Source organism: Brevundimonas sp. UBA7506 (assembly GCF_002479495.1).
Taxonomy (GTDB): domain Bacteria; phylum Pseudomonadota; class Alphaproteobacteria; order Caulobacterales; family Caulobacteraceae; genus Brevundimonas.
Genome location: NZ_DLNQ01000015.1, coordinates 597,484 through 618,596, shown reverse-complemented (window position 1 = coordinate 618,596; position 21,113 = coordinate 597,484). Strand labels below are relative to the sequence as shown.

At 68.9% G+C, this 21,113-nt stretch carries 20 protein-coding genes and 1 tRNA gene; 17 read left to right on the top strand and 4 right to left on the bottom strand.

Translation table 11 applies throughout. The annotated features are described in order from the left end of the window. Positions 1 to 33 precede the first annotated feature (33 nt). Complete coding sequence (gene cobT / locus B3K53_RS15740; protein WP_292085547.1) at positions 34 to 1,905, top strand: cobaltochelatase subunit CobT; 1,872 nt, start codon at positions 34 to 36, stop codon at positions 1,903 to 1,905. Beyond that, entirely contained in the window at positions 1,902 to 2,873 is a 972-nt protein-coding gene (locus tag B3K53_RS15735) for an esterase-like activity of phytase family protein (RefSeq protein ID WP_292085546.1), read from the top strand. Before cobT ends, B3K53_RS15735 begins: the two co-directional genes overlap by 4 nt. 163 nt (positions 2,874 to 3,036) lie before the next feature. Here the strand turns inward: B3K53_RS15735 and B3K53_RS15730 are convergent, their stop codons facing one another. The 3 genes from B3K53_RS15730 to B3K53_RS15720 are packed head-to-tail and all read right to left on the bottom strand — an operon-like array spanning position 3,037 to position 4,795. After that, the gene (locus B3K53_RS15730) at positions 3,037 to 3,627 is read right to left on the bottom strand and encodes a demethoxyubiquinone hydroxylase family protein (protein WP_292085544.1); all 591 of its coding nucleotides are present in this window, start codon (positions 3,625 to 3,627) and stop codon (positions 3,037 to 3,039) included. Positions 3,628 to 3,637: 10 nt separating this feature from the next. Beyond that, positions 3,638 to 4,177: a disulfide bond formation protein B gene (locus B3K53_RS15725; protein ID WP_292085543.1), complete on the bottom strand. Its 540-nt coding sequence runs from the start codon at positions 4,175 to 4,177 to the stop codon at positions 3,638 to 3,640. Positions 4,178 to 4,213: 36 nt separating this feature from the next. Then, positions 4,214 to 4,795 (bottom strand): YqaA family protein, encoded by a 582-nt coding sequence (locus tag B3K53_RS15720; RefSeq protein ID WP_292085542.1) that lies wholly within the window; start codon positions 4,793 to 4,795, stop codon positions 4,214 to 4,216. Between the two features lie 193 nt (positions 4,796 to 4,988). Here B3K53_RS15720 and hppD point away from each other — a divergent pair, with 193 nt between their 5' ends. The 14 genes from hppD (at position 4,989) to B3K53_RS15650 (ending at position 18,314) form a co-directional block, all read left to right on the top strand. Continuing rightward, positions 4,989 to 6,074, top strand: coding sequence for a 4-hydroxyphenylpyruvate dioxygenase (gene hppD / locus B3K53_RS15715; protein ID WP_292085540.1), 1,086 nt, complete (start codon positions 4,989 to 4,991; stop codon positions 6,072 to 6,074). A 336-nt stretch (positions 6,075 to 6,410) separates the two neighbouring features. Beyond that, the gene (locus B3K53_RS15710; RefSeq protein ID WP_292085539.1) at positions 6,411 to 7,490 is read left to right on the top strand and encodes an isoaspartyl peptidase/L-asparaginase family protein; all 1,080 of its coding nucleotides are present in this window, start codon (positions 6,411 to 6,413) and stop codon (positions 7,488 to 7,490) included. After that, positions 7,487 to 7,855: a cupin domain-containing protein gene (locus B3K53_RS15705; protein ID WP_292085538.1), complete on the top strand. Its 369-nt coding sequence runs from the start codon at positions 7,487 to 7,489 to the stop codon at positions 7,853 to 7,855. Before B3K53_RS15710 ends, B3K53_RS15705 begins: the two co-directional genes overlap by 4 nt. Then, positions 7,852 to 8,322, top strand: coding sequence for a methyltransferase family protein (locus B3K53_RS15700; RefSeq protein WP_292085537.1), 471 nt, complete (start codon positions 7,852 to 7,854; stop codon positions 8,320 to 8,322). The genes B3K53_RS15705 and B3K53_RS15700 overlap by 4 nt, the downstream gene beginning before the upstream one ends. Then, positions 8,313 to 8,603: a hypothetical protein gene (locus tag B3K53_RS15695; protein WP_292085535.1), complete on the top strand. Its 291-nt coding sequence runs from the start codon at positions 8,313 to 8,315 to the stop codon at positions 8,601 to 8,603. Before B3K53_RS15700 ends, B3K53_RS15695 begins: the two co-directional genes overlap by 10 nt. A 67-nt stretch (positions 8,604 to 8,670) precedes the next feature. Further along, complete coding sequence (locus B3K53_RS15690) at positions 8,671 to 9,678, top strand: fumarylacetoacetate hydrolase family protein (RefSeq protein WP_292085534.1); 1,008 nt, start codon at positions 8,671 to 8,673, stop codon at positions 9,676 to 9,678. A 63-nt stretch (positions 9,679 to 9,741) separates the two neighbouring features. Beyond that, positions 9,742 to 10,263 carry a CcdC protein domain-containing protein gene (locus tag B3K53_RS15685; protein ID WP_292085533.1) on the top strand — a complete coding sequence of 174 codons (522 nt, stop codon included), beginning with the start codon at positions 9,742 to 9,744 and terminating at the stop codon, positions 10,261 to 10,263. After that, positions 10,260 to 11,078 carry a hypothetical protein gene (locus B3K53_RS15680; RefSeq protein WP_292085532.1) on the top strand — a complete coding sequence of 273 codons (819 nt, stop codon included), beginning with the start codon at positions 10,260 to 10,262 and terminating at the stop codon, positions 11,076 to 11,078. The genes B3K53_RS15685 and B3K53_RS15680 overlap by 4 nt, the downstream gene beginning before the upstream one ends. A gap of 65 nt (positions 11,079 to 11,143) precedes the next feature. Beyond that, a tRNA-Leu gene (locus B3K53_RS15675) sits at positions 11,144 to 11,228 on the top strand. 186 nt (positions 11,229 to 11,414) lie between these two features. Next, entirely contained in the window at positions 11,415 to 11,978 is a 564-nt protein-coding gene (locus tag B3K53_RS15670) for a TetR/AcrR family transcriptional regulator (protein WP_292085531.1), read from the top strand. Beyond that, positions 11,975 to 13,660 carry an MFS transporter gene (locus tag B3K53_RS15665; protein WP_292085530.1) on the top strand — a complete coding sequence of 562 codons (1,686 nt, stop codon included), beginning with the start codon at positions 11,975 to 11,977 and terminating at the stop codon, positions 13,658 to 13,660. Before B3K53_RS15670 ends, B3K53_RS15665 begins: the two co-directional genes overlap by 4 nt. A 13-nt stretch (positions 13,661 to 13,673) precedes the next feature. Next, a complete protein-coding gene (locus tag B3K53_RS15660) occupies positions 13,674 to 14,795 on the top strand; it encodes an HlyD family secretion protein (RefSeq protein WP_292085527.1) in 1,122 nt (373 codons plus the stop codon). A gap of 245 nt (positions 14,796 to 15,040) precedes the next feature. Continuing rightward, positions 15,041 to 16,297, top strand: coding sequence for a multidrug effflux MFS transporter (locus tag B3K53_RS15655; protein ID WP_292085525.1), 1,257 nt, complete (start codon positions 15,041 to 15,043; stop codon positions 16,295 to 16,297). A gap of 52 nt (positions 16,298 to 16,349) precedes the next feature. Further along, positions 16,350 to 18,314 (top strand): M1 family metallopeptidase, encoded by a 1,965-nt coding sequence (locus tag B3K53_RS15650; protein ID WP_292085524.1) that lies wholly within the window; start codon positions 16,350 to 16,352, stop codon positions 18,312 to 18,314. Positions 18,315 to 18,506: 192 nt separating this feature from the next. Here B3K53_RS15650 and B3K53_RS15645 read toward each other — a convergent pair whose 3' ends face one another. Further along, positions 18,507 to 18,938, bottom strand: coding sequence for a DUF488 family protein (locus B3K53_RS15645; RefSeq protein ID WP_292085523.1), 432 nt, complete (start codon positions 18,936 to 18,938; stop codon positions 18,507 to 18,509). A gap of 420 nt (positions 18,939 to 19,358) precedes the next feature. Between B3K53_RS15645 and B3K53_RS15640 the strand changes: the two genes are divergently transcribed. Next, entirely contained in the window at positions 19,359 to 21,026 is a 1,668-nt protein-coding gene (locus B3K53_RS15640; protein WP_292085522.1) for an amidohydrolase, read from the top strand. Positions 21,027 to 21,113 lie beyond the last annotated feature (87 nt).

Sequence of the window (21,113 nt, the reverse complement as noted above, 5' to 3'; positions counted from 1 at the left end):
TCCCCCGCGCGCGGGGTGGTCTATGTGTGGGCCATGGCCGCCGCAGAGACCCCGACCGAGACCTTCAAACGCGCACTGGCCAATGCCGCGCGCGCCCTGGCCGAGCAGGCCGAGCTGGAGGTCCACTTCGGTTCGGACGGGCCGAGGCTGTCGAACGGCGTCCTGACCCTGCCCCATCCGCCGCGTGATCCGGGCGCGCCCGAGAGCGCGACCCTGCGCGGTCAGGCGGACCGCCTGGCCCTGCGGCTGGCCAATCATGACGAGGGGCTGAACGCCCGGCTGCGCCCGATCGACCAGACGGCGGCCGAGGTCTTTGACGCCGTCGAACAGGCCCGGGTCGAGGCCGTCGGCGCGCGCGAGCTGAAGGGGGTGCGCAACAATCTGAACGCCGCGCTTCTGACCCGGCTGGAGAAGTCGGGCGCCCTGAGGGCCGAGGCCGAACGGGTGCCGGTGGCCGAGGCGGCTGCGCTTCTGGTGCGCGAACGGCTGACGGGCGAGGCCGCGCCGGACGGCGCCAAGTCCATGCTCGACCTGGTGCGCTCCAACATGGAGCTGAAGGCGGGCGCCGAACTGGACGCCCTGGCGGCCGTGGCCGATGACCAGACCGCCTTTGCCGCCCGGCTGAAGGACGTGTTGCGGGCGCTGGACCTCGATCCCGGCGACGGTCAGGCCGAGGACGCCAACGACGAGGAGGGCGAGGACGAGCCCGATCAGTCGCAGCAGGATCAGCCCGACGAGCAGGAACAGGAAGAAGAGGACGGCGGCGAGGGCGGCCAGTCGCTGGAAGGCACCGCCGACGACCAGTCCGCCGAGGACGAGCGCCAGACCCGTCCCGACGGCGCGCCCGCCGAGCCCGACGGCGAGGCCAGCGACGACGGCCCCGAACTGAACGAAGGCGCCCTGCCCAACCGTCAGGACAGCCTCGACGACGGGCGCGCCGTGGACGCCTATCGCGTCTTCACCAGCGCCTATGACGAGACCATCGGCGCAGAAGAGCTCTGTGATCCCATGGAACTGGACCGGCTGCGGTCCTTGCTGGACGCCCAGCTGGCCACCCTGTCGAGCGTGGTGTCGCGCCTGGCCAACAAGCTGCAGCGCCGCCTGATGGCGCAGCAGAACCGCAGCTGGGCCTTTGATCTGGAAGAAGGCGTGCTGGACACCGCGCGCCTGACCCGCGTCATCACCGATCCGACCAGCCCCCTGTCGTTCAAGATGGAGAGCGAAAGCCCGTTCCGGGACACGGTCGTGACCCTGCTGATCGACAACTCGGGCTCGATGCGCGGGCGGCCGATCATGGTGGCGGCGGTCTGCGCCGACATCCTGGCGCGGACGCTGGAGCGGTGCGGGGTCAAGGTCGAGATCCTGGGCTTCACCACCCGCGCCTGGAAGGGCGGCCAGTCGCGCGAGGCCTGGATCAGCGCCGGCAAGCCGGCCAACCCCGGCCGCCTGAACGACCTGCGCCACATCATCTACAAGTCCGCCGACGCGCCGTGGCGCCGGGCCAAGAAGAACCTGGGCCTGATGATGCGCGAGGGCCTGCTGAAGGAAAACATAGACGGCGAGGCCCTGACCTGGGCGCACGAGCGGCTGCTGGGACGCACCGAGTCGCGCCAGATCCTGATGGTCATTTCCGACGGCTCGCCGGTCGACGACTCGACGCAATCGGCCAACGCCGCCCTCTATCTGGACAAGCACCTGCGTCAGGTGATCGAGCAGATTGAGACCAGGAGCCCGGTCGAGCTGATCGCCATAGGCATCGGCCACGACGTCACCCGCTGGTATCGCCGCGCCGTGACCATCGTCGACGTCGAGCAACTGGCGGGCGTCATGACCGAGAAGCTGGCCGAGCTGTTCGAGGCCAAGCCCAAGACCGTGGCCCGATCTGCGGGGAAACGCGCGGCGTGAACCGGCGGATCTATGCCGCGGCGCTGGCGGCGCTGACGCTGGCGGCCTGCGCCGGCGCGGTCGCCACCTCGCAGCCGTGGTCGCCGACGCCGCAGGCCTATGGTTGGAGCGCGGTCAACGCCTCGACGCGGACGGTCGGGCTGGGCCTGCCGGGCGCGGCGGTGCTGGGCAAGGGCGTGCGCTACGCCGGGGGCGTGACCGTGCTGGCGGGCATGGACTCGCCCTTGCACAGCCTGTCCGACCTGAAGCTGACCGGCGACGGCGGCTTCATCAGCGTCTCCGACGTCGGCGATCTGGCGCGCGGCAAGCTGGCGCTGGACGGGCGCGGGCGGCTGATCGGACTGGAAGGCCTGCATGTGCGCCGCCTGACCCTGACCGACGGCACGCCGATCAGCCAGAAGATGGAGGGCGACGCCGAAGGGCTGGCGATCACCACCGGCGGCGACCTGCTGGTCAGCTTCGAGCGCGACCACCGTATCTGGAACTATGGCCCGCTGACCGCGATGCGAAACCCGCAGGCCGTGAGACGACCCGACTTCCCCTTCCCCGAAAACGACGGAATGGAGGGGCTGGCGGCCTCCGGCGACGGCTGGCGGGTCGCGGGCGAGTCCGGCGGGCTCTGGGACTGCATCCCCGCACGCTGCGTCGTCGCAGCCGCGCCGCCCGAGACGCCTCTGGCCGACAGCGACTATCGTATCACTGGCTTGGACCGCGATCCGGCCGGAGGCTGGTTCGTGGTGCAGCGCTCCTATCGCGCGCCCATCGACGTGCGGGCGCGGGTGCGGCGGATGGCGGCGGACGGGACCCTGGGGCCGGTGCTGATCGAGCTGAAGCTGCCGGGGACGACGGACAATTTCGAGGGAATCGCAGCCGAGCGGCGCGGCGACCGGACGCGCCTCTACATCCTGTCCGACGACAACTTCAACGCCGTGCAGCGGACGCTGATGCTGGCGTTTGATGTGAGGTGAAGAATTCTCCCTCCCCTTCATGGGGAGGGTGGCTAACGCGAAGCGTCAGACGGGTGGGGGCGCTTCGGCAAAGCAGCCGCCACGCTCCGTATCACCTCGCCCTCCCCACCCGGTCGCTGCGCGACCACCCTCCCCATGAAGGGGAGGGAGAGGCGTCGTACTCCTAGATCCGTTCGCTGATCTTGATGGCCGCCTTGCAGCCGACCTTGATGACGCTGCTGAGCAGGCGGTAGGCCGGGGCTTCGCGGCTGCCGTGCTCGATGGCGTGGTCGTGGTGGGCCAGTTCCTCTTCGCGGAACTTCGTCAGTTCGGCGGCCAGTTCCGGGTCGCGCTCGCGGACCTCCTCGATCTGGTCGGCATAGTGTTTTTCGATGACGCTCTCGACCGCCTCGGTGCAGGCGTGGGCGGCCTTCTCGCTGATCAGGGCGGTGCCGGCGCCGAGCGCCGTGGCGGCCAGCTTCCACAGCGGGATCATGGCCGTGGGGCGGACCCGGTTTTCGGTCAGCAGGGCCTCGAAGCGGGCCAGATGGACCGCCTCGTGACCCTCCATTTCCACAAGATCAGCGGCGATGGCGGTCTTGCCCTTGCGGCCTTCCAGCACGGCGCGCTGGGCGCGGTAGATGTGGACGGCGGCGAACTCGCCCGCGTGATCGACGCGCAGCATTTCGGCCATGCGGGCGCGGGTCTGGCCCACGCCGGGGCGAGCCAGGGAGATGCGGCGGGCGGCGGCGACGGTGTCGGATGCCTCGGTCATGATCGCTTCCTTACGCCTTCGGCGCGCGCGCGTCCTTGGGACGTTTCGCCGCCAGCAGGCTGAAGATCGCCAGCGCCAGGGACACGAAGAAGTTCCAGCCCGCCATCGAGATTCCGAACAGGCTCCACGGCACGTCGCCGCAACCGACGATGGGCTTCATCTCGGCGGTGCCGTCGGCCAGGGCGCTGAGGGCGCTGAGGTCGATGGTGGTCGAGGGGATGGCCGAACAGGTGGCCGGCAGGTCCCACCACTTCAGCTCGCCGCCCGCGTGGAAGCCGGCCGTGATCGCCCCGGTGAAGAAGACGGCGGCCAGCAGGAAGGAGGCGATGCGCGGCGTGCCGCGGCTGGCGCGGCTGAACACGGCCCAGAAGGTGGCGGCCCCGGCGATGGCCACGGCGGCCCAATAGACCTCGCGCTGCTTGAGGCAGAGGTTGCAGGGCGCCAGGCCCGCGAACCGCTCGAAGGCGTGGGCCGCGCCCAGCATGGCCAGCGAGGCCGCCAGAGCAAAGGCGGTCCACCAGCGGGTGAGGCGTTGATACGGGCGCGTCATGGCGCCTTTCTTAGCCTCAGCCGAGGCCCGCGTCGATCAGTGTCCGATCAGCTTGACGGCAAAGAAGGCCCCGACCAGCAGAACCACGAAAAGCACGGTGAAAAGCGCCAGCCTTTTCTCGATCACGGCCAGCATGGGCTCGCCCCAGCGCTTGAGCACGAAGGCCACCAGGAAGAAGCGGGCGCCGCGCGTGACGACGCACAGGGCGACGAACAGGGCCAGATTGAACTGGAAGATGCCCGAGGCGATGGTGATCAGCTTGAACGGGATCGGCGTCAGCCCCTTGATCAGGATGACCCAGGCGCCGTGCTGCTGGAACAGGGCCTTGGAGGCCTCGAAGGTGTCGGCCTTGCCCAGCACCGACAGCATCCACATCCCCACCGGCTCGAGGAAGTAGCCGATAGCGTAGCCCAGCAGACCGCCCAGCACCGAGGCGATGGTGCAGACCGTGGCGTAGAAATAGGCGCGCTCGGGCTTGGCCAGGACCATGGGCGCCAGCATGACGTCGGGGGGAATGGGGAAGAAGGAGCTCTCCGCGAAGGAGACCACGGCCAGCGACCGGGTCGCGTGACGGTGGCGGGCCAGGGAGAAGACCCAGTCATAGAGCTTGCGAAGCATACAGGCGTCCCGGTTGAGCCTGCGGCTCCTAGCAGGATGAAGGCCCGCGCGCACCCGTTGATCGGCGGCTGCGACACCGCAACGTGTCCTGTTTCGATGCAGCTCCGCCTTGCGCCCGACCGGGGCCGCCCATTAGGTTCCGCCCCAATCGGCGGCAGAGGTCGCCCTAAAAGACAGTATGAGGAGACGCGCCATGATGGACGCCGCCAAACTCGACCAGGAAAACCCGCTGGGCGTGGACGGTTTCGAATTCGTCGAATTCACCGGTCCCGAGCCCGAAGCCATGGTCGCCCGGCTGGAGCTGATGGGCTTCACCCAGACCCATGTGAACCCGACCACGGACGCGGTGCGCCTGAAACAGGGCGACATCACCATGCTGGTCAACCGCAGCCCCAAGGGCCAGGCGGCGGATTTCGCCAAGGACCACGGTCCCTCGGCCAACGGCATGGCCTTCCGCGTCGCCGACGCCAAGGCGGCCTATGAGGGCGCGCTGGCGCGCGGCGCCCGCGCCGCCGAGGGCGTCCACGGCGGGGCGCTGGGGAACGACTACCCCTACATCCTGCAGGGCATCGGCGGTTCGCTGCTCTATGTCATCGACCAGTATGGCGAGCAGGGCTCGCTGTATGACGCCTGGGACGAGGTCGAGGGCTGGGAAGAGGCCGAGCGCAAGAACTCCATGGGCCTGGAGATCCTGGACCACCTGACCCACAACGTGCGTCGCGGCGAGATGCGCACCTGGTCGGGCTTCTATGGGTCGGTCTTCAACTTCGAAGAGCAGAAGTATTTCGACATCAAGGGCAAGGCCACTGGCCTGTTCTCGCAAGCCATGATCGCGCCCGACCGCGCCATCCGCATCCCGCTGAACGAGAGCCAGGACGACAACTCGCAGATCGAGGAGTTCCTGCGTCGCTATAACGGCGAGGGCATCCAGCACATCGCCCTGACCACCGAGAACATCTTCGAGACGGTCGAGGCCATGAAGGCGCGCGGCGTGGACTTCCAGGACACGATCGAGACCTATTTCGAACTGATCGACAAACGCCTGCCGGGTCACGGCGAGGACGTGGAGCGGATGCGCAAGAACCGCATCCTGATCGACGGTTCGGAGGAGGAAGGCCTGCTGCTGCAGATCTTCACCCAGGACACCTTCGGTCCGATCTTCTTCGAGATCATCCAGCGCAAGGGCAACGAGGGCTTCGGCAACGGCAACTTCCAGGCCCTGTTCGACTCCATCGAGCTGGACCAGATCCGTCGCGGCGTCATCAAGGTCGACGCCTGAATGAAGATGCGGCCGCCGCACTGGATTCCGTTTCTGGGCCCGGGGTTTGCGGGCATAGCGGCGGGTCTGACTGCAAGCCGATGGCCGGAGGGCGGGTTCTGGGGAATCCTCGTGGTCGCGCTGATCTGCGGCTTCGCCCCCATCCTGGCCTATCGCGTCTGGAAGAGACTGCACCACCGGCGCTAGGTTTTCCTCCCCATGACATGGGGAGGGGGACCACGAAGTGGTGGAGGGGCTTGGTCGAGCCAAGCTGAACGCGCCCCTCCGTCTCGTCGGCTGCGCCGCCGATCCACCTCCCCACGCAGTGGGGAGGAGAAGCTCAAGGGGAAACCGTCGATGAAATCCGCCCTGACCGCCGCAGCCGTCCTGATCCTGCTGGCGTCGCCTGCCTTTGCGCAGGAGACGCCGACCTGGTCCCTGGCCATTCACGGCGGGGCGGGCGTCATCGAGCGCGCCAGCCTGAGCCCGGAACGCGACGCGGCCTATCGCGCCGGTCTGCAGGCGGCGCTGGACGCCGGGTCGGCGGTTCTGGCCCGGGGCGGCTCGGCGCTGGACGCGGTTCAGGCGGCGGTTGAAACGATGGAGGACAATCCCCTGTTCAACGCCGGGCGCGGCGCGGTCTTCACCGCCGCCGGCAAGAACGAACTGGACGCCGCCGTGATGAACGGCGTCGACCGCAGCGCCGGGGCCGTGGCCGGCCTGACCCGCACTCGTCACCCGATCGCGGCGGCGCGGGCGGTGATGGAGCGCTCGCCCCACGTCATGCTGATCGGCGAGGGCGCCGAGACCTTCGCCGCCTCGGTCGGACTGGAACAGGTGGAGCCGGGCTTCTTCTTCACCGAGAGCCGCTGGCAGGCCCTGCTGAAGGCGCTGCGCGACAAGGGCCTGCCCCTGCCGCCGCGCCCGCAGGGCGCCCCGCCGGAACCGGCCACCCTGTCCCGGCCCGTCCCGCTGGCTTCGCTGAATGAAGCCCCGCTGGATGAGCGCAAGTTCGGCACCGTCGGCGCCGTGGCCCTGGACAGTCAGGGCCGTCTGGCCGCCGCGACCTCGACCGGCGGCATGACCGCCAAGCAGTGGGGTCGGGTAGGCGACGTGCCGGTGATCGGCGCCGGGACCTACGCCTCCAACGCCGACGGCTGCGCCGTCTCGGCCACCGGATCGGGCGAGTATTTCATCCGGGCCACCGTCGCCCGCGACATCTGCCACCGCACCGCCGCGGGCATGGGCGTTCAGGCCGCCGCCGACGCCGAGATCGCGGACGTCGCCTCGATCGGCGGCGACGGCGGGGTCATCGTCATGGGCAAGGACGGGACGGTCGCCTTCTCGATGAACACCTCGGGCATGTATCGCGGCGAGGCCGGTTCGGGCCGCGCCGCGCGCGTCGCCATCTACGCCGACGAGGACGCCTCGCGATGACCGGGCAGGTCGTCGATCTGGCGCAGAAGTTCGGCGGCTTTTCCGACCACTGGCGGCCGCGCGTCGCGGCGCAACTGAACGGACAGGACGTGCGGCTGGTCAAGGTGCAGGGGGTCTTTCCCTGGCACAGCCACGCCGAGGCCGAGGAGATGTTCCTGGTCTGGAAGGGCCGCTTCCGGGTCGAGTTCCGCGATCGCGTGGAGACGCTGGAGCCCGGCCAGTTCATCGTCGTGCCGCGCGGCGTCGAACACCGCACCGCAGCCGACGAGGAGGCCGAGGTGATGATCTTCGAGCCCTCGGAAGTGATCAACACCGGCGACGCCCCGACCTCGGAATTCACCGCGCCCTCGGGGCAGACGATATGAGCAAACCCGACCACCCCGGCGTCATCGCCCCGCCGCCGCTGATCTATCTCGGCTTCCTGCTGGCCGGGTTCGGGATGGGGCGGCTGGTCAGCGAGCCGTCGCTCGGCCTCGACGTCGACTGGCGGCGCAGCCTGGCCTTTGTTCTGGTGATCGGCGGCCTGCTGCTGGACGGAATCGCGGCGGGGACCTTCCGCCGTCTGGGCACCCCGCCCGAGCCGTGGAAGCCGACCACGGCGCTCGCGACCGGCGGCCTCTACCAATACAGCCGCAACCCCATCTATGTCGGTTTCGCGATCACCTACGCCGGCTTCGCCCTGGCCATGGACAGCCCCGTCGCCCTGGCCATGCTGGCCCCCTGCCTGATCGTCGTCGACCGCTTCGTCATCGCCCGCGAGGAGCGCTATCTGACGGCGAAATTTGGCGTCGAGTATCAAGCCTATCAAGGAAAGGTCCGCCGATGGCTGTGACCCCGAACCGCCCCGCTCCGCATGCCGACGAACTGTCGGAAATGGCCATCGAGGAACTGGACGCCGCCTGCGGCCTGTTGTGGGTCGAGATGAAGGCCGTCACGCCCTGGGGTGATGTCTATGAGGGCATGGCCCCGTCCGGCCGCGCGGTCGAGATCGAGCGCCGCTACCTGTGGGCGCACGAGCCCGCGGGCGCCATCGCCGTCGAGGTCGAGGTGCGCGATCCCGCCCTGCGCACCGGCGCCGAGGCCCGCGCCGTCATCGCGCCCCCGAACAGTTGATCGAACGGCGTCCGCGCCGGTCATGTCTCCGCTTCCCAATCCCCTCGCCCAAGACTAGCTTCACCCCATGAAACTCGCCTCGCTCAAGCACGGCCGTGACGGCCGCCTCGTCGTCGTCTCCAAGGACCTGAACTGGTTCACGGACGCCTTTCTGATCGCGCCCACGCTGCAGGCGGCGCTGGATGACTGGGACCGTTGCGAGCCGCTGTTGCGCGCCCTGGCCGAGAGCCTGGAGCACGAGGCCGTTCCGCGCGGCCGCTTCCACGAGCGCGACGCCGCCGCCCCCCTGCCCCGCGCCTATCAGTGGGCCGACGGCTCGGCCTATGTGAACCACGTCGAACTGGTGCGCAAAGCCCGCAACGCCGAGATGCCGGCGACCTTCTGGACCGACCCGCTGATGTATCAGGGCGGCTCCGACCACTTCATGGGTCCGCGCGACGCCATCCCGCTGAAGGACGAGGCCTGGGGCTGCGATCTGGAGGCCGAGATCGTGGTCGTGACCGGCGACGTGCCCCTGGGCGCCAGCCGCGACGAGGCCCTGGCCTCGATCCGTCTGGTCGGTCTGGTCAACGACGTGAGCTTGCGCAACCTGATCCCCGGCGAACTGGCCAAGGGCTTCGGCTTCGTCCAGTCCAAGCCGGCCAGCGCCCTGTCGCCGGTCTTCGTCACGCCCGACGCCCTGGGCGACCGCTGGAAGGACGGCAAGCTGTCCGGCGCCCTGTCGGTGCAACTGAACGGCAAGGACTTCGGTCAGGCCGACGCCGGCGTGGACATGACCTTCGACTTCGGCGTGCTGATCGCCCACCTGGCCAAGACCCGCGCCCTGATCGCAGGGTCGATCATCGGCTCGGGCACGGTGTCGAACAAGGACGCCGACGGCGGTCCGGGCAAGCCGGTGGCCGACGGCGGTCTGGGCTATTCCTGCATCGCCGAGGTCCGCACCGTCGAAACCATCCTGACCGGCGAGGCCAAGACGCCCTTCCTCAAGCATGGCGACACCGTCCGCATCGAGATGCTGGACGACAAGCACCACACCATCTTCGGCGCCATCGAACAGACGGTCGCGCCCGCCTGATCTCCGCTTTTCGAGCGCCGTTCGTCGGGCTAGGCTGACGGCGCTCGGAGGGGGAGTTTCCGCATGTCGCCGCAAACCATGGGCCCGCTGATCGGCATCGCCGTGGCCCTGATCATCATCCTGCTGCGCAACCGGCGCAAACGGACCCTGCGGCCGCACCTTTTGTGGGTCATGCCCCTGCTGGTCACCACAGCGATCGGCTTCGGCCTGTGGGCCAATACCCAGCACCCGCATTTCGGCCCCCTGGCCTGGATCGCCTTCGTGGTCGCCCTGGCCCTAGGCGGCGTCGCCGGCTGGTGGCGGGGCAAGACCATCACCATCGAGAAGGAGCCGGACGGGTCGCTGAAGGCCCAGGCCTCGCCCCTGGGGCTGATTCTGGTGATCGGCCTGTTCGCCGCGCGGGCGGGCCTGAAGGAAGTCATGCAAACCAATGCCGCCGCCTGGCATCTGGACGCCGTGGTCGTCACCGACGCCTTCATGCTGTTCGCCGTCGGCCTGATCGTCATGCAGCGCGTCGAGATGTACATCCGCGCCCGCCGCGTTCTCGCGGGCGGAACCGACAGCCATGTGGAGGTTGCAGCATGAGCCCTGTTCGACACATCGCGACGGCGGCGCTTCTTTCAGCCCTGTCCATGTCGGGTCCAGCGGCGGCCCAGGACGCTGCGCCCCCGGCGCCGGCCGAAGTCAATCCGCCTGCCGACTGGGACATGGTGCGCGATCCGCGCAAGAAGATGGTCGCGGCCTACGTCAGCCTCGACAGCGGCGTCAGCGTCATCTTGCGCTGTTCCGACGGCGTCTATGACGCCCTGGTGTCGGGCCTGCCCGAAGCTCCCCGACGGGACACACGCGTGCTGCGGATTTCTTATGACGATCATTTCCACGCCGAGACCTGGAATGTCGCGACCGTCCGCTCCACAGCCCTGAGCGCCCTGCCGGCGCCTTTCGCCCGCAAGCTGCGCGAAGGCGGCAGGGTGTCCATCGTGGTCCCCGACGGCGCCGGACCGGGTCGCAACCTGCGGCATGATCTGGAACTGCCGCGCTCCTCGACCGCCGTGGACGAGACCCTGACCGCCTGCAACCGGCCTCTGGTCGACGCTCGGGACGCCGCTCTGCCGGACCTGGACGAATACGGACAGTCGCCTAGGGTGACCTGGGCGCGCCCGCCGCGGCCCGCCTATCCCTTCCCGGCGAAATACACCGCCGGTTTCGCCATGCTGTCCTGCATGGCCCTGCCGGACGGACGCCTGGACGCCTGCCTGGTGGAAAGCGAGTTCCCCGTTGACGGCGGCTTCGGAAAGCAGGCGCTGAAGAGCACGGACGACGCCCGGCTCCAGTCGTCGGACGGCGCCCCCGTCTCGCCCCGGCTCGTCGTGTTTCGCACCAACTTCATGATGCGCTGATTTTCCAGGCCTGGCGATTGACCCGGCGCATTCCCTCGCTAGATTGCGCGGCCTCCCAGACCTGTGCCGGTGTGGTGGAATTGGTAGACGCGCTGGATTCAAAATCCTGTTCCGAGAGGAGTGCCGGTTCGAGCCCGGCCACCGGCACCACATCTGGATGAGCGCCCGAGGGCGCGCCCCCCTTTCGTCTCCATCATCGCCCGGAACGCAGCCTTAGCCGTTCTGGCGCATTCCGCTGTGCAAGGAGGGATTCGCCCGCGCCCGCACACAGCGAAACAAAGAATGAGTCCGACCGCTCTTGATTAAGCGGACACAAGTGTCCACTTGGCGATCTTCATGACCCGTCCCCTGCGAAAAGACGCCGCCGAACGCCGCGAGGCCCTGCTGAAGGCCGCCGCTGAAGCCTTTGCACGCGACGGGCTGGACACGCCGCTGCACGTCATCGCCGAGCAGGCGGGCGTGGGCCGGGCGACGCTTTATCGCAACTTCGCCGACCGGTCCGAGCTGGCCCTGGCGGTCTTCGTGGGACAGATCGACGACCTGCACGAACGCACCCAGGCCCGCCTCGATGATCCCGAGGTCTTCCTGTGGTTTCTCGGCCAGTTGGTCGAGCTGATGATCCAGAGCGCGGGCCTGGCCAGCGCCATCCGCGATCTGAAGGACGAAGCCCTGGCCCCGATCCGCAGCGGGCTGAAACGCGCGGGGGCCGAAGCGCTGGCGGTGTCGCAGGCCGCGGGACGGGTGCGCCCCGATCTGAGCGTGGAGGACACGCGCGTTCTGGCCCTGATGCTGGGGGCGCCGTCGCGCACTGTCGGGGCGGCCGATCGGGATCAGCTGAGTCGCCGGGCGCTGGAGCTGGTGCTGGACGCCGTTCGGCCTCGGCCGGAGCCGCTCACATGAGCCGCCGCGACTGGAACCTGCCCTGGGACGAGTATCTGGCGACGCTGAAGCCGCACGAGCGGCCCGCCCTGCCCGGCTCGCCCGCCACGCCCGACCATTCGACGCCGATGCGCTGGGCCTATGCCGCCGTGGGCATTCTGGTCGCCCTGACCGGCAGCCTCGGCAATGCCGCGGTGACGGCCAACATCCCGCAGCTGGCGGGTGATCTGGGCGTGACCATCGCCGAGGCGACCTGGCTGCCGGTCATCTTCGTCATGACCAACGCCTGCATGAACCTGCTGCTGGTCAAGTTCAGGATGCAGTACGGGCTGCGGCTGTTCACCGAGATCATCCTGATGGTCTTCCTGGCCACGGCGGCGGCGCACCTCTTCCTCGAGGACTTCGGCTCGACCCTGGTGGTGCGCGGCATCGCCGGGATCGCGGCGGCGGGCATGTCGACCCTGGGCATCCTCTACATCATCCAGGCCTTCCCGGCGCAGCACCGGCTGAAGGGCATCATCATCGGCGTGGGCCTGTCCAGCCTGGCCATCCCCCTGGCGCGGCTGGGGGTCGGGCCGCTGCTGGACCATGATCTGTGGCGGGCGGTCTACATGTTCGACCTGGGGCTGGTGCTGATCGCCCTGCCCGCCGTATTCGCCCTGAAGATGCCGCCGTCGCAGCGGGTGAAGACCTTCGAGAAACTGGACTTCGTCACCTTCGCCCTGTTCGCGCCGGGCGTGGCCCTGCTGACCGCCGTCCTGGGGCTGGGTCGCATCGTCTGGTGGACCGAGGCGGCGTGGATCGGCTGGGCCCTGGTCGGCGCCCTGGTCCTGCTGACCGCCGCCGCCGTCATCGAGTACAACCGCGCCAACCCGCTGATCGACCTGAAATGGCTGGCGGGCGGCGACATCGTGCGGCTGCTGCTGGCCATCCTGCTGGTGCGGATCGTCCTGTCGGAGCAGACGACCGGCGCGGTCGGCTTCCTGCAACAGATGGGTCTGGGCAATGACCAGATGCATGGCCTGTTCTGGGTCATGCTGCTGGCCACGGCGGCGGGGACCCTGACCAGCGCCCTGACCCTGAATCCCATGAAGCTGTGGAAGCCCATCTCCATCGCGCTCGCCCTGATCGCCGTCGGCGCCTTCATGGACAGCCATGCGACGGTGCTGACCCGGCCGGTGAACCTCTATTTCAGCCAGGCCCTGCTCGCCTTCGCCGCCGCCTTCTTCATCGGCCCGACCATGATCATCGGCTTCGGCAAGGTCTTGCAGGGCGGGGGCAAGAACCTGATCAGCTTCATCGTCGTCTTCTCGATCGGCCAGAACATCGGCGGCCTGATGGGCTCGGCCCTGATCGGCACGATCCAGACGATCCGCGAGAAGTATCATTCCAACCAGCTGGCCGAGCACATCGACCTGGGCGATCCCGAGGTGGTGCTGCGGCTGCAGCAGCTGGGCGGGGCCTACGCCCACACCCTCGGCGACGCGGCCCAGCGCCAGGGCGCGGCGCTGAAGCTGCTGCAGCAGCAGGTCAGTCAGCAGGCTCAGGTCCTGGCCTACAACGACGTCTTCCTGCTGATCTCGGGCGCCGCCGCCGTCGGCGCGCTCTGGGTCGCCGCGAACCATTTCCGCCCCCGTATCGAGGCGCGCCGCGCCGCCAACCGCCAGGCGGCCGAGGCCGCCGCAGCCGCCGCTGTCGAATGACCCGGACCCGACCATGACCGACGCCACACCCGCCCCTGCTCAAGCCCCCGCCGCTCCGGCTCCGGCCGCCCCCCCGCCGCCCGCCGCCGCGCCGCAACCGTCCAGCGGACGCAGGGTCATGATCAGCGTGGTGCTGATCCTGATCGCCCTGGTCGGGGTCGGTCTGATCCTGCACGCCTGGCGCCTGCCGCCGTTCGACGGGGGGCCGCAGACCACCGACAACGCCTATGTGCGCGGCCAGGTGACCGTCATCAGCCCCCAGGTCAGCGGCTATGTGACCTCGGTCGAGGTGCAGGACTTCCAGACGGTTCAGCCCGGCCAGTTGCTGGCGACCATCGACGACCGCATCTATCGCCAGCGTCTGGAACAGGCGCAGGCGGCCCTGCATTCAGCTGAAGCGGCCCTGGCCAACTCCGCCCAAAGCCAGGCCTCGGCGCGCGGCTCGGTCGCCCAGACCCGCGCCTCCATCGCCGGCGCCGAATCCGCCGTGACCAAGGCGCGCGCCGACGCCCAGCGCGTGCGCACCCTGTTCGCCGGCGGCTGGGTGGCCCAGGCCCAGGTGGACACCGCCCAGAACGCCCTGCGCGCCGCCGAGGCCCAGTTGGCCGCCGCCCGCGCCGCCGAAGGCGTGGCCCAGACCGGCGTCACCTCGGCGGTGGTCAGCAAGGGCTCGCTGGAAGCCGCCGTCGAGAACGCCCGCGCCCAGGTCCGTCTGGCCCAGATCGACCTGGACAACACCCGCATCGAGGCTCCGCGCGCCGGACGTCTGGGCGAGGTCGCGGTACGCGTCGGCCAGCAGGTCGCGGTCGGCACGCAACTGACCGCCCTCGTCCCCGATACGGTCTGGGTCACGGCCAATATGAAGGAGACGCAGATGCGCGACATCCGCGTCGGCCAGTCCGTCGAGATCTCGGTCGACGCCCTGGGCGGACAACCCCTGAAGGGCAAGGTCGAACGCATCTCGCCCGCCGCCGGGTCCGAGTTCAGCGTCATCCGTCCCGACAACGCTACCGGCAACTTCACCAAGGTGGCCCAGCGCATCCCGGTCCGCATCTCCATCGATCCCAGTCAGGAGGCCGCCGCGCGGCTGGCTCCCGGCATGTCGGTCGTGGCGCGGATTCAGGTGCGGGAGTAGGCCTCCTCGCCGTCACCCCGGACGCCCCGCAGGGGCGATCCGGGGGCCAGGCGCCAGCCCCGGGCAGGACGCAGACATAAGCAACCGCCTGGGTTCCGGGTTCGCTGCGCGCCCCGGAATGACGGCAGGGAGACGAAAGGGCATGACCAAATGGCTCAGCCCGAGCGCCGCCCTGTCTTGTTGCAACGCAAAATTCATGACGATCCGGGGTTGCGTCAGCCTGACGCAGCCCGCATCTGGTCCCGATGACCTCCGCCCCGACCACCACCACCGCCGCTCCCAAGGGGCCGGGGTTCGCCGAATTCGTCTGCCTGATCGCCATCATGATGGCGATGAACGCCCTGGCCATCGACGCCATGCTGCCGGCCCTGCCGCACATCGGCGAAGATCTGGGCGTGGTCAACGAGAACACGCGCCAGTGGGTCATCACCGCCTATCTGCTGGGTTTCGGCGGGGCGCAGCTGTTCTACGGCCCGCTGGCGGACCGGTTCGGTCGGCGGCCCATCCTCTTCATCGGCATCGGCCTCTATGTCGGCTTCAGCATCCTGGCCGCCTTCGCCCATTCGTTCGAGTGGCTGATCCTGTCACGCATCGGCATGGGCCTGGGCTCGGCGGCGACACGGGTGCTGGCCGTGTCGATCGTGCGCGACCGCTATTCCGGCCGGACCATGGCGCGGGTCATGTCGCTGAGCTTCCTGGTCTTCCTGGGCGTGCCCATCCTGGCGCCGACCGTCGGGCAGCTGATCATGCTGGTGGCGCCCTGGCGCTGGATCTTCGGCTTCTTCGCCCTGTTCGGCGGCAGCTTCCTTTTGTGGGCCGCCCTGCGCCTGCCCGAGACCCTGCACCCCGAAGACCGCATGCCCATCAACGTCAAGCGCATCGCCGGCGCCTTTGGTCAGGCCCTGAGCAGCCGCATCGGCATGGGCTACACCCTGGCCATGACGGCGATCAGCGGCGCCCTGTTCGCCTTCATCAACTCTTCGCAGCAGATCTTTTTCGACGTCTTCAGGTCGCCCGGCCTGTTCACCACCGTCTTCGCCATGGTGGCCGGCGGCATCGCCCTGGCCTCGGTGCTGAACTCGCGCATGGTGGAAAGGCTGGGCTCGCGTCTGATCGCCCACACGGCCCTGTTCGGCTTCATCGGCTTCAGCCTGCTGCACGCGGCCATCGCCTATGCGGGGCATGACAGCTTGTGGGTCTTCGCCGCGCTTCAGGCCTGCAAGATGTTCTGCTTCGGCTTCATCGCCGGCAATTTCGGCTCCATGGCCATGGAGCCCATGGGCCATATCGCCGGCACGGCGGCCTCGGCCCAGGGCTTCATCTCGACCATCGGCGGGGCCCTGCTGGGCTTCTGGATCGGCCAGCATTTCGACGGCACCACCGTGCCGATGACGGTCGGGTTCGCGGCGCTGGGCGTCGTCGCCCTGCTGCTGGTTCTGGCCGCCGAGAAGGGACGCCTGTTCAAGGCCCACCACCTGCGGCCGATGCCGGCGAAGGCTTGATCTTTCCGGCGCGAGGGAGCCTTTTCGCACGCATCTGAATACGGAGCGTTCGATGACCCTGAAGCTGGTTGGGCAGGTTTCCGCCCTCGCCCTCGCCGCCGCCCTTGTCTCTTCCCTCGGCGCCTGCGCCACCGCGCCCGGAGGATCGGACATGACCGCGCCCGCCGCCACGCCTGCGACGCCCGCCTTCGCCTATGCTGACGACATCCACTCCAGCGCCCGCCCGGCCGAGGCGCGCGTCGGCCATGTGGCCCTGGACCTGACCGCCGACTTCGCGGCGAAGACCCTGTCGGGGTCGGCGACGCTGGACGTCACCGGCCGCGTCGGCGCGACCGAGGTCGTGCTGGACACCAAGAACCTGAACATCCGCGGCGTGCGCGACGCGCAGGGCCGCCCGCTGCGCCATGAGCTGGGCGCCGTGGACGCCATCAAGGGTCAGGCCCTGACCGTCCACCTGCCCGCCTTCGCCGGTAGCGAAGTCCAGAAGGTCGTCGTCGACTATTCCACCCGTCCCGACGCGGCGGCCCTGCAGTGGCTCAGCCCGCAGCAGACGGCGGGCGGGCAGAAGCCCTATCTGTTCAGCCAGGGCCAGGCCATCCTGACCCGCACCTGGGTTCCGACCCAGGACAGCCCCGGCATCCGCCAGACCTATTCGGCCCGCGTGGTCGCCCCTGCCGACCTGACCGTGGTCATGTCCGCCGAGCACCTGACGCCGACCGGCGAAGCCGCCGCCGCAGGTCAGAAGGCCTGGCGCTTCGACATGGATCGTCCGATCCCGCCCTATCTGATGGCCATCGCCATCGGCGACATCGCCTTCGCCTCGTTCGACGGCCGCACCGGGGTCTGGACCGAGCCGAGCCGTCTGGAGGCCGCCCACGCAGAACTGCAGTCCACCCCGCGCATGGTGGACGCCGCCGAGGCCCTCTACGGCCCCTATCGCTGGGGCCGCTACGACCTGCTGGTCCTGCCGCCCAGCTTCCCCTTCGGCGGGATGGAGAACCCGCGTCTGACCTTCGCCACCCCGACCATCATCGCCGGGGATCAGTCGCTGGTCTCGCTGGTGGCGCACGAACTGGCCCATAGCTGGTCGGGCAATCTGGTCACCAACGCCACCTGGTCGGACATCTGGCTGAACGAAGGCACCACGGTCTATTTCGAGAACCGGATCATGGAGGCCCTCTATGGTCGCGACCGCGCCATGCAGGAGCAGGTTCTGGGCTGGGGCGAGCTGTCAGCCGAGCTGGCGACCACGGCGCCGGACGATACGAAACTTCACATCGACCTGACCGGACGCGACCCCGACGACGGCCTGTCGGGCGTGCCCTATGAGAAGGGCGCGGCCATGCTGCGCACCATCGAACGCATCGTCGGCCGTGAGACGTTCGACGCCTGGCTGCGCGGCTATTTCGACCGCCACGCCTTCCAGCCCATGACCGACGTCGGCTTCCTGGCCGACATCCGCGAGCACCTGATCAAGGGCGATGCGGCGCTGGAGACCCAGTTGCAGCTGGACAACTGGATCTACAAGCCGGGGATGCCGTCGAACTGGGTGCCGCCGGTGTCGCACGCCTTCGAAGCCGTGGACCAACAGGCCAAGGCCTTCTTCGCCGACAAGAGCCCGGCCTCGGCCATCGACTGGAAGAACTGGAACACCCAGCAGCGCCAGCGCTTCCTGGCCTGGCGCCCCGAAGGTCTGGCGGCGGGCGCCGACTGGCTGACCACGGCGCAACTGGCCGATCTGGAGAAGACGCTGAACCTAGCCAATGAAGGCAACGCCGAGCTGACCTTCGCCTGGCTGCAGATCGCCCTGGCCCATCGCTACGAGCCTGCCGTCGCCACCGCCGACCGCTTCCTGACCAGCCAGGGCCGTCGCAAGTTCGTCCTGCCCCTGTTCCAGACCCTGTGGAACGAAGGCGACTGGGGCCGGGCCAACGCCACGCGCATCTACGCCAAGGCCCGACCACTCTATCACCCGGTCACGACGGGTTCGGTGGACCAGCTGGTGGGCCGTCCGTAACGAAAAACGATCCTCCCCCGCAGGCGGGGGAGGGGGACCGCGCAGCGGTGGAGGGGGCGGCTGCAGCCGCCGCCCTCAGCCCCTGGATCGCCGCTGTCGGAGGTCCAAAATTCCAAGCTGCGGGGCCATGATCTCGCCCCCTCCACCATGCTGCGCATGGTCCCCCTCCCCCGCTGCGCAGGGGAGGATAAGTCATAGATCCACCACCTCGACGCCGTCCTCGCGGGCCAGCCGGTCAGCGAGGACGGCGCGGTGGCAGCCGCAGGCCTCGGCCTCGAAACACAGCAGGGCGACGCGCTTTTCGCTCGCCACATGGCGCAGCTGCTGGAAGGCGGCCTCGGCGTCGGGCTCCTGCATATGGGCGTTGAAGACGGCGTGCATGGTCGCCACGTCGCCCTTTCTCGCCGCATCGCGCCCGGCCTTGGGCGTGCCCAGCGCCCGCAGCTGCAGATAGTCCACCCCCTCGGCCTTCAGGCTCTCGCCCAGCACCGTCTTGGAAAAGCCGGCGATACGCGACGAGGCCACGGCCCGCACATCAGCGACCAGCTCGACCCCCGCCGCCTTCAGCCGCTCGATGACCTCGGGCTGGGTGGAACCTTCATAGCCGATGGTGAACAGCTTCATGCGGCGATGATGCGCGTCGGATCGCTTGACGCCAAGCCTTGCAGCAAGCTCTCTGGACCGCACGGCGCACAGCGCGTTGGCGGAGAAAACATGACGGACGAAACGTCGCCCTTAGTTCTGGCCTGTGACCATGTCATAGCCTCGGATCGTCCAATTCGTCTGATCGTTCATCACTCTGACGGCATGTGGCAACTCACATGCGGGGAATATGATCATTCTCCAGAGGGCGCCACGATGCGACCGGTGCACATCCATCATATAGTCAATGATCGGCCCGAGCTCGGTGAAGCTATGCTCAAGACGCCCCGAAGTCATTTGTCGGAGCTGACACCAGAAGGTTGGCTCGTTCAGGCTCACGACGACTGAATGTCCAGGAGCGAAATTTCGTCCATGTTGTGCGTTGCCGTTGGAGGACAGCCCATGATCCGCTCCCTGAAGACGACCCTTCCGCTGGCCGCCGCCCTGATGGCCGCCGCCGCGCCCGCTGCCTTCGCCCAGAACCTGCTGATCCGGGGCGGGACCATCCATACCGGCGTCGAGGCCCAGCCGACCGCCGAGGTGGTGGCCGTGCGCGACGGGCGCATCGCCTATGTCGGCGCGGCGTCTGGCGCGCCCTCGGCCGAGGGGCTGGAGGTCGTGGACCTGAAGGGCGCGACCCTCTTCCCCGGTTTCACCGACGGCCACGCCCATCTGGATGGCATCGGCTGGCGCGAGATGACGCTGAACCTGGAAGGCTCAACCTCGGTCGTCGAGGCCATGGCGCGGCTGAGCGACTGGGCCAGGGCCCACCCCGAGGGGGTCATCGTCGGGCGCGGCTGGATCGAGACCCACTGGCCCGAGAAACGCTTCCTGACCGCCGCCGATCTGGACGCCGCCGCCCCCGGTCGCGTGGTGCTGCTGAGCCGCGCCGACGGCCATGCGGTCGCCGTCTCCAGCGCAGCGCTGAGCGCCGCCGGGGTCGATGCGGCGACGCCCGCCCCCTCGGGCGGCGAGATCCTGAAAGACGCCGACGGCCAGCCGACGGGTCTGCTGGTGGACGGAGCCATGGTTCTGGTCGAGCCGCTCATGCCCCAGGCCGACGCGGCGGCGACACGCGCGGCCTATCGCGCGGGCTTCGGCGTCTATGCCCGCTACGGCTGGACCGGGGTCCACTTCATGAGCGCGCCGTGGAAGGACGTGCCCCTGATGGAGGCGATGGCGCGCGAGGGCGAGGCGCCGCTGCGGGTCTATAACAGCATCGACATGGGCGACGCCCGCGCCCTGATGGCGGGCGGACCGCGTGACGCGGGCGACGGGCGGATCATCACCCGGGCGATCAAGTTCTACGCCGACGGCGCCCTGGGCTCGCGCGGGGCCAAGCTGTTTCAGCCCTATTCGGATCGCCCCGACACGTCCGGCCTGATGCTGGCGTCGCGCGAGACGGTCATGCCTCTCTATCAAGAGGCCCTGCGCACCGGCGTGCAGATCGCCACCCACGCCATCGGCGATCAGGGCAACCACGACGTCGCGGCCTGGTACGAGGAGGCCCTGCGCTCCGTGCCGAAGTCCGAGTGGAAGCTGGCCGATCCGCGCTGGCGCATCGAGCACGCCCAGATCATCCGGCCCAGCGACTATCACTACTTCGACGAGTTGCCGATCATCGCCTCCATGCAGCCCAGCCACGCGATCGGCGACCTGCATTTCGCGGCGGACCGACTGGGCGACGCCCGACTGGACGGAGCCTATGCCTGGCATACCCTGGTGGATCGCGGCGTGATCGTGGTCGGCGGCTCGGACGCCCCGGTCGAGCGCGGCGATCCCCTGATCGAGTTCTACGCCGCCGTGGCGCGGCGCGACCTGAACGGCTTCCAGGGACCGGACTGGCGCCCGAACGAGGCCGTGGACCGGGCGACGGCGCTGAAGATGTTCACCCTGTGGCCCGCCTATGCCAGCTTCCGCGAGAAGGAGCTGGGCACCATCGAGGTGGGCAAGCGCGCCGACTTCACCGCCTTCGACATCGACCTGATGACCGTGCCCGCCGCCGACATCCCCAAGGGTCATGCGGTCCTGACCGTGGTCGATGGTCAGGTGGTTTACAGGGCGGACTAAAGGCCCAACTCGCCCCGCTGTGCGTTGCGGCGGGGCGGCGCATCGGTTAAGCCCCGCCCATGGAATTCTCCTCCGGTCGCCCGTTGC

Coding starts and splice junctions, on each gene's coding strand:
- hppD (WP_292085540.1), top strand. CDS start 4,989: ATGATGGACGCCGCCAAACTCGACCAGGAAAACCCGCTGGGCGTGGAC.
- B3K53_RS15710 (WP_292085539.1), top strand. CDS start 6,411: ATGAAATCCGCCCTGACCGCCGCAGCCGTCCTGATCCTGCTGGCGTCG.
- B3K53_RS15685 (WP_292085533.1), top strand. CDS start 9,742: ATGTCGCCGCAAACCATGGGCCCGCTGATCGGCATCGCCGTGGCCCTG.
- B3K53_RS15660 (WP_292085527.1), top strand. CDS start 13,674: ATGACCGACGCCACACCCGCCCCTGCTCAAGCCCCCGCCGCTCCGGCT.
- B3K53_RS15680 (WP_292085532.1), top strand. CDS start 10,260: ATGAGCCCTGTTCGACACATCGCGACGGCGGCGCTTCTTTCAGCCCTG.
- B3K53_RS15690 (WP_292085534.1), top strand. CDS start 8,671: ATGAAACTCGCCTCGCTCAAGCACGGCCGTGACGGCCGCCTCGTCGTC.
- B3K53_RS15650 (WP_292085524.1), top strand. CDS start 16,350: ATGACCCTGAAGCTGGTTGGGCAGGTTTCCGCCCTCGCCCTCGCCGCC.
- cobT (WP_292085547.1), top strand. CDS start 34: ATGGCCGCCGCAGAGACCCCGACCGAGACCTTCAAACGCGCACTGGCC.
- B3K53_RS15665 (WP_292085530.1), top strand. CDS start 11,975: ATGAGCCGCCGCGACTGGAACCTGCCCTGGGACGAGTATCTGGCGACG.
- B3K53_RS15645 (WP_292085523.1), bottom strand. CDS start 18,938: ATGAAGCTGTTCACCATCGGCTATGAAGGTTCCACCCAGCCCGAGGTC.
- B3K53_RS15640 (WP_292085522.1), top strand. CDS start 19,359: ATGATCCGCTCCCTGAAGACGACCCTTCCGCTGGCCGCCGCCCTGATG.
- B3K53_RS15700 (WP_292085537.1), top strand. CDS start 7,852: ATGAGCAAACCCGACCACCCCGGCGTCATCGCCCCGCCGCCGCTGATC.
- B3K53_RS15670 (WP_292085531.1), top strand. CDS start 11,415: ATGACCCGTCCCCTGCGAAAAGACGCCGCCGAACGCCGCGAGGCCCTG.
- B3K53_RS15705 (WP_292085538.1), top strand. CDS start 7,487: ATGACCGGGCAGGTCGTCGATCTGGCGCAGAAGTTCGGCGGCTTTTCC.
- B3K53_RS15720 (WP_292085542.1), bottom strand. CDS start 4,795: ATGCTTCGCAAGCTCTATGACTGGGTCTTCTCCCTGGCCCGCCACCGT.
- B3K53_RS15725 (WP_292085543.1), bottom strand. CDS start 4,177: ATGACGCGCCCGTATCAACGCCTCACCCGCTGGTGGACCGCCTTTGCT.
- B3K53_RS15695 (WP_292085535.1), top strand. CDS start 8,313: ATGGCTGTGACCCCGAACCGCCCCGCTCCGCATGCCGACGAACTGTCG.
- B3K53_RS15655 (WP_292085525.1), top strand. CDS start 15,041: ATGACCTCCGCCCCGACCACCACCACCGCCGCTCCCAAGGGGCCGGGG.
- B3K53_RS15730 (WP_292085544.1), bottom strand. CDS start 3,627: ATGACCGAGGCATCCGACACCGTCGCCGCCGCCCGCCGCATCTCCCTG.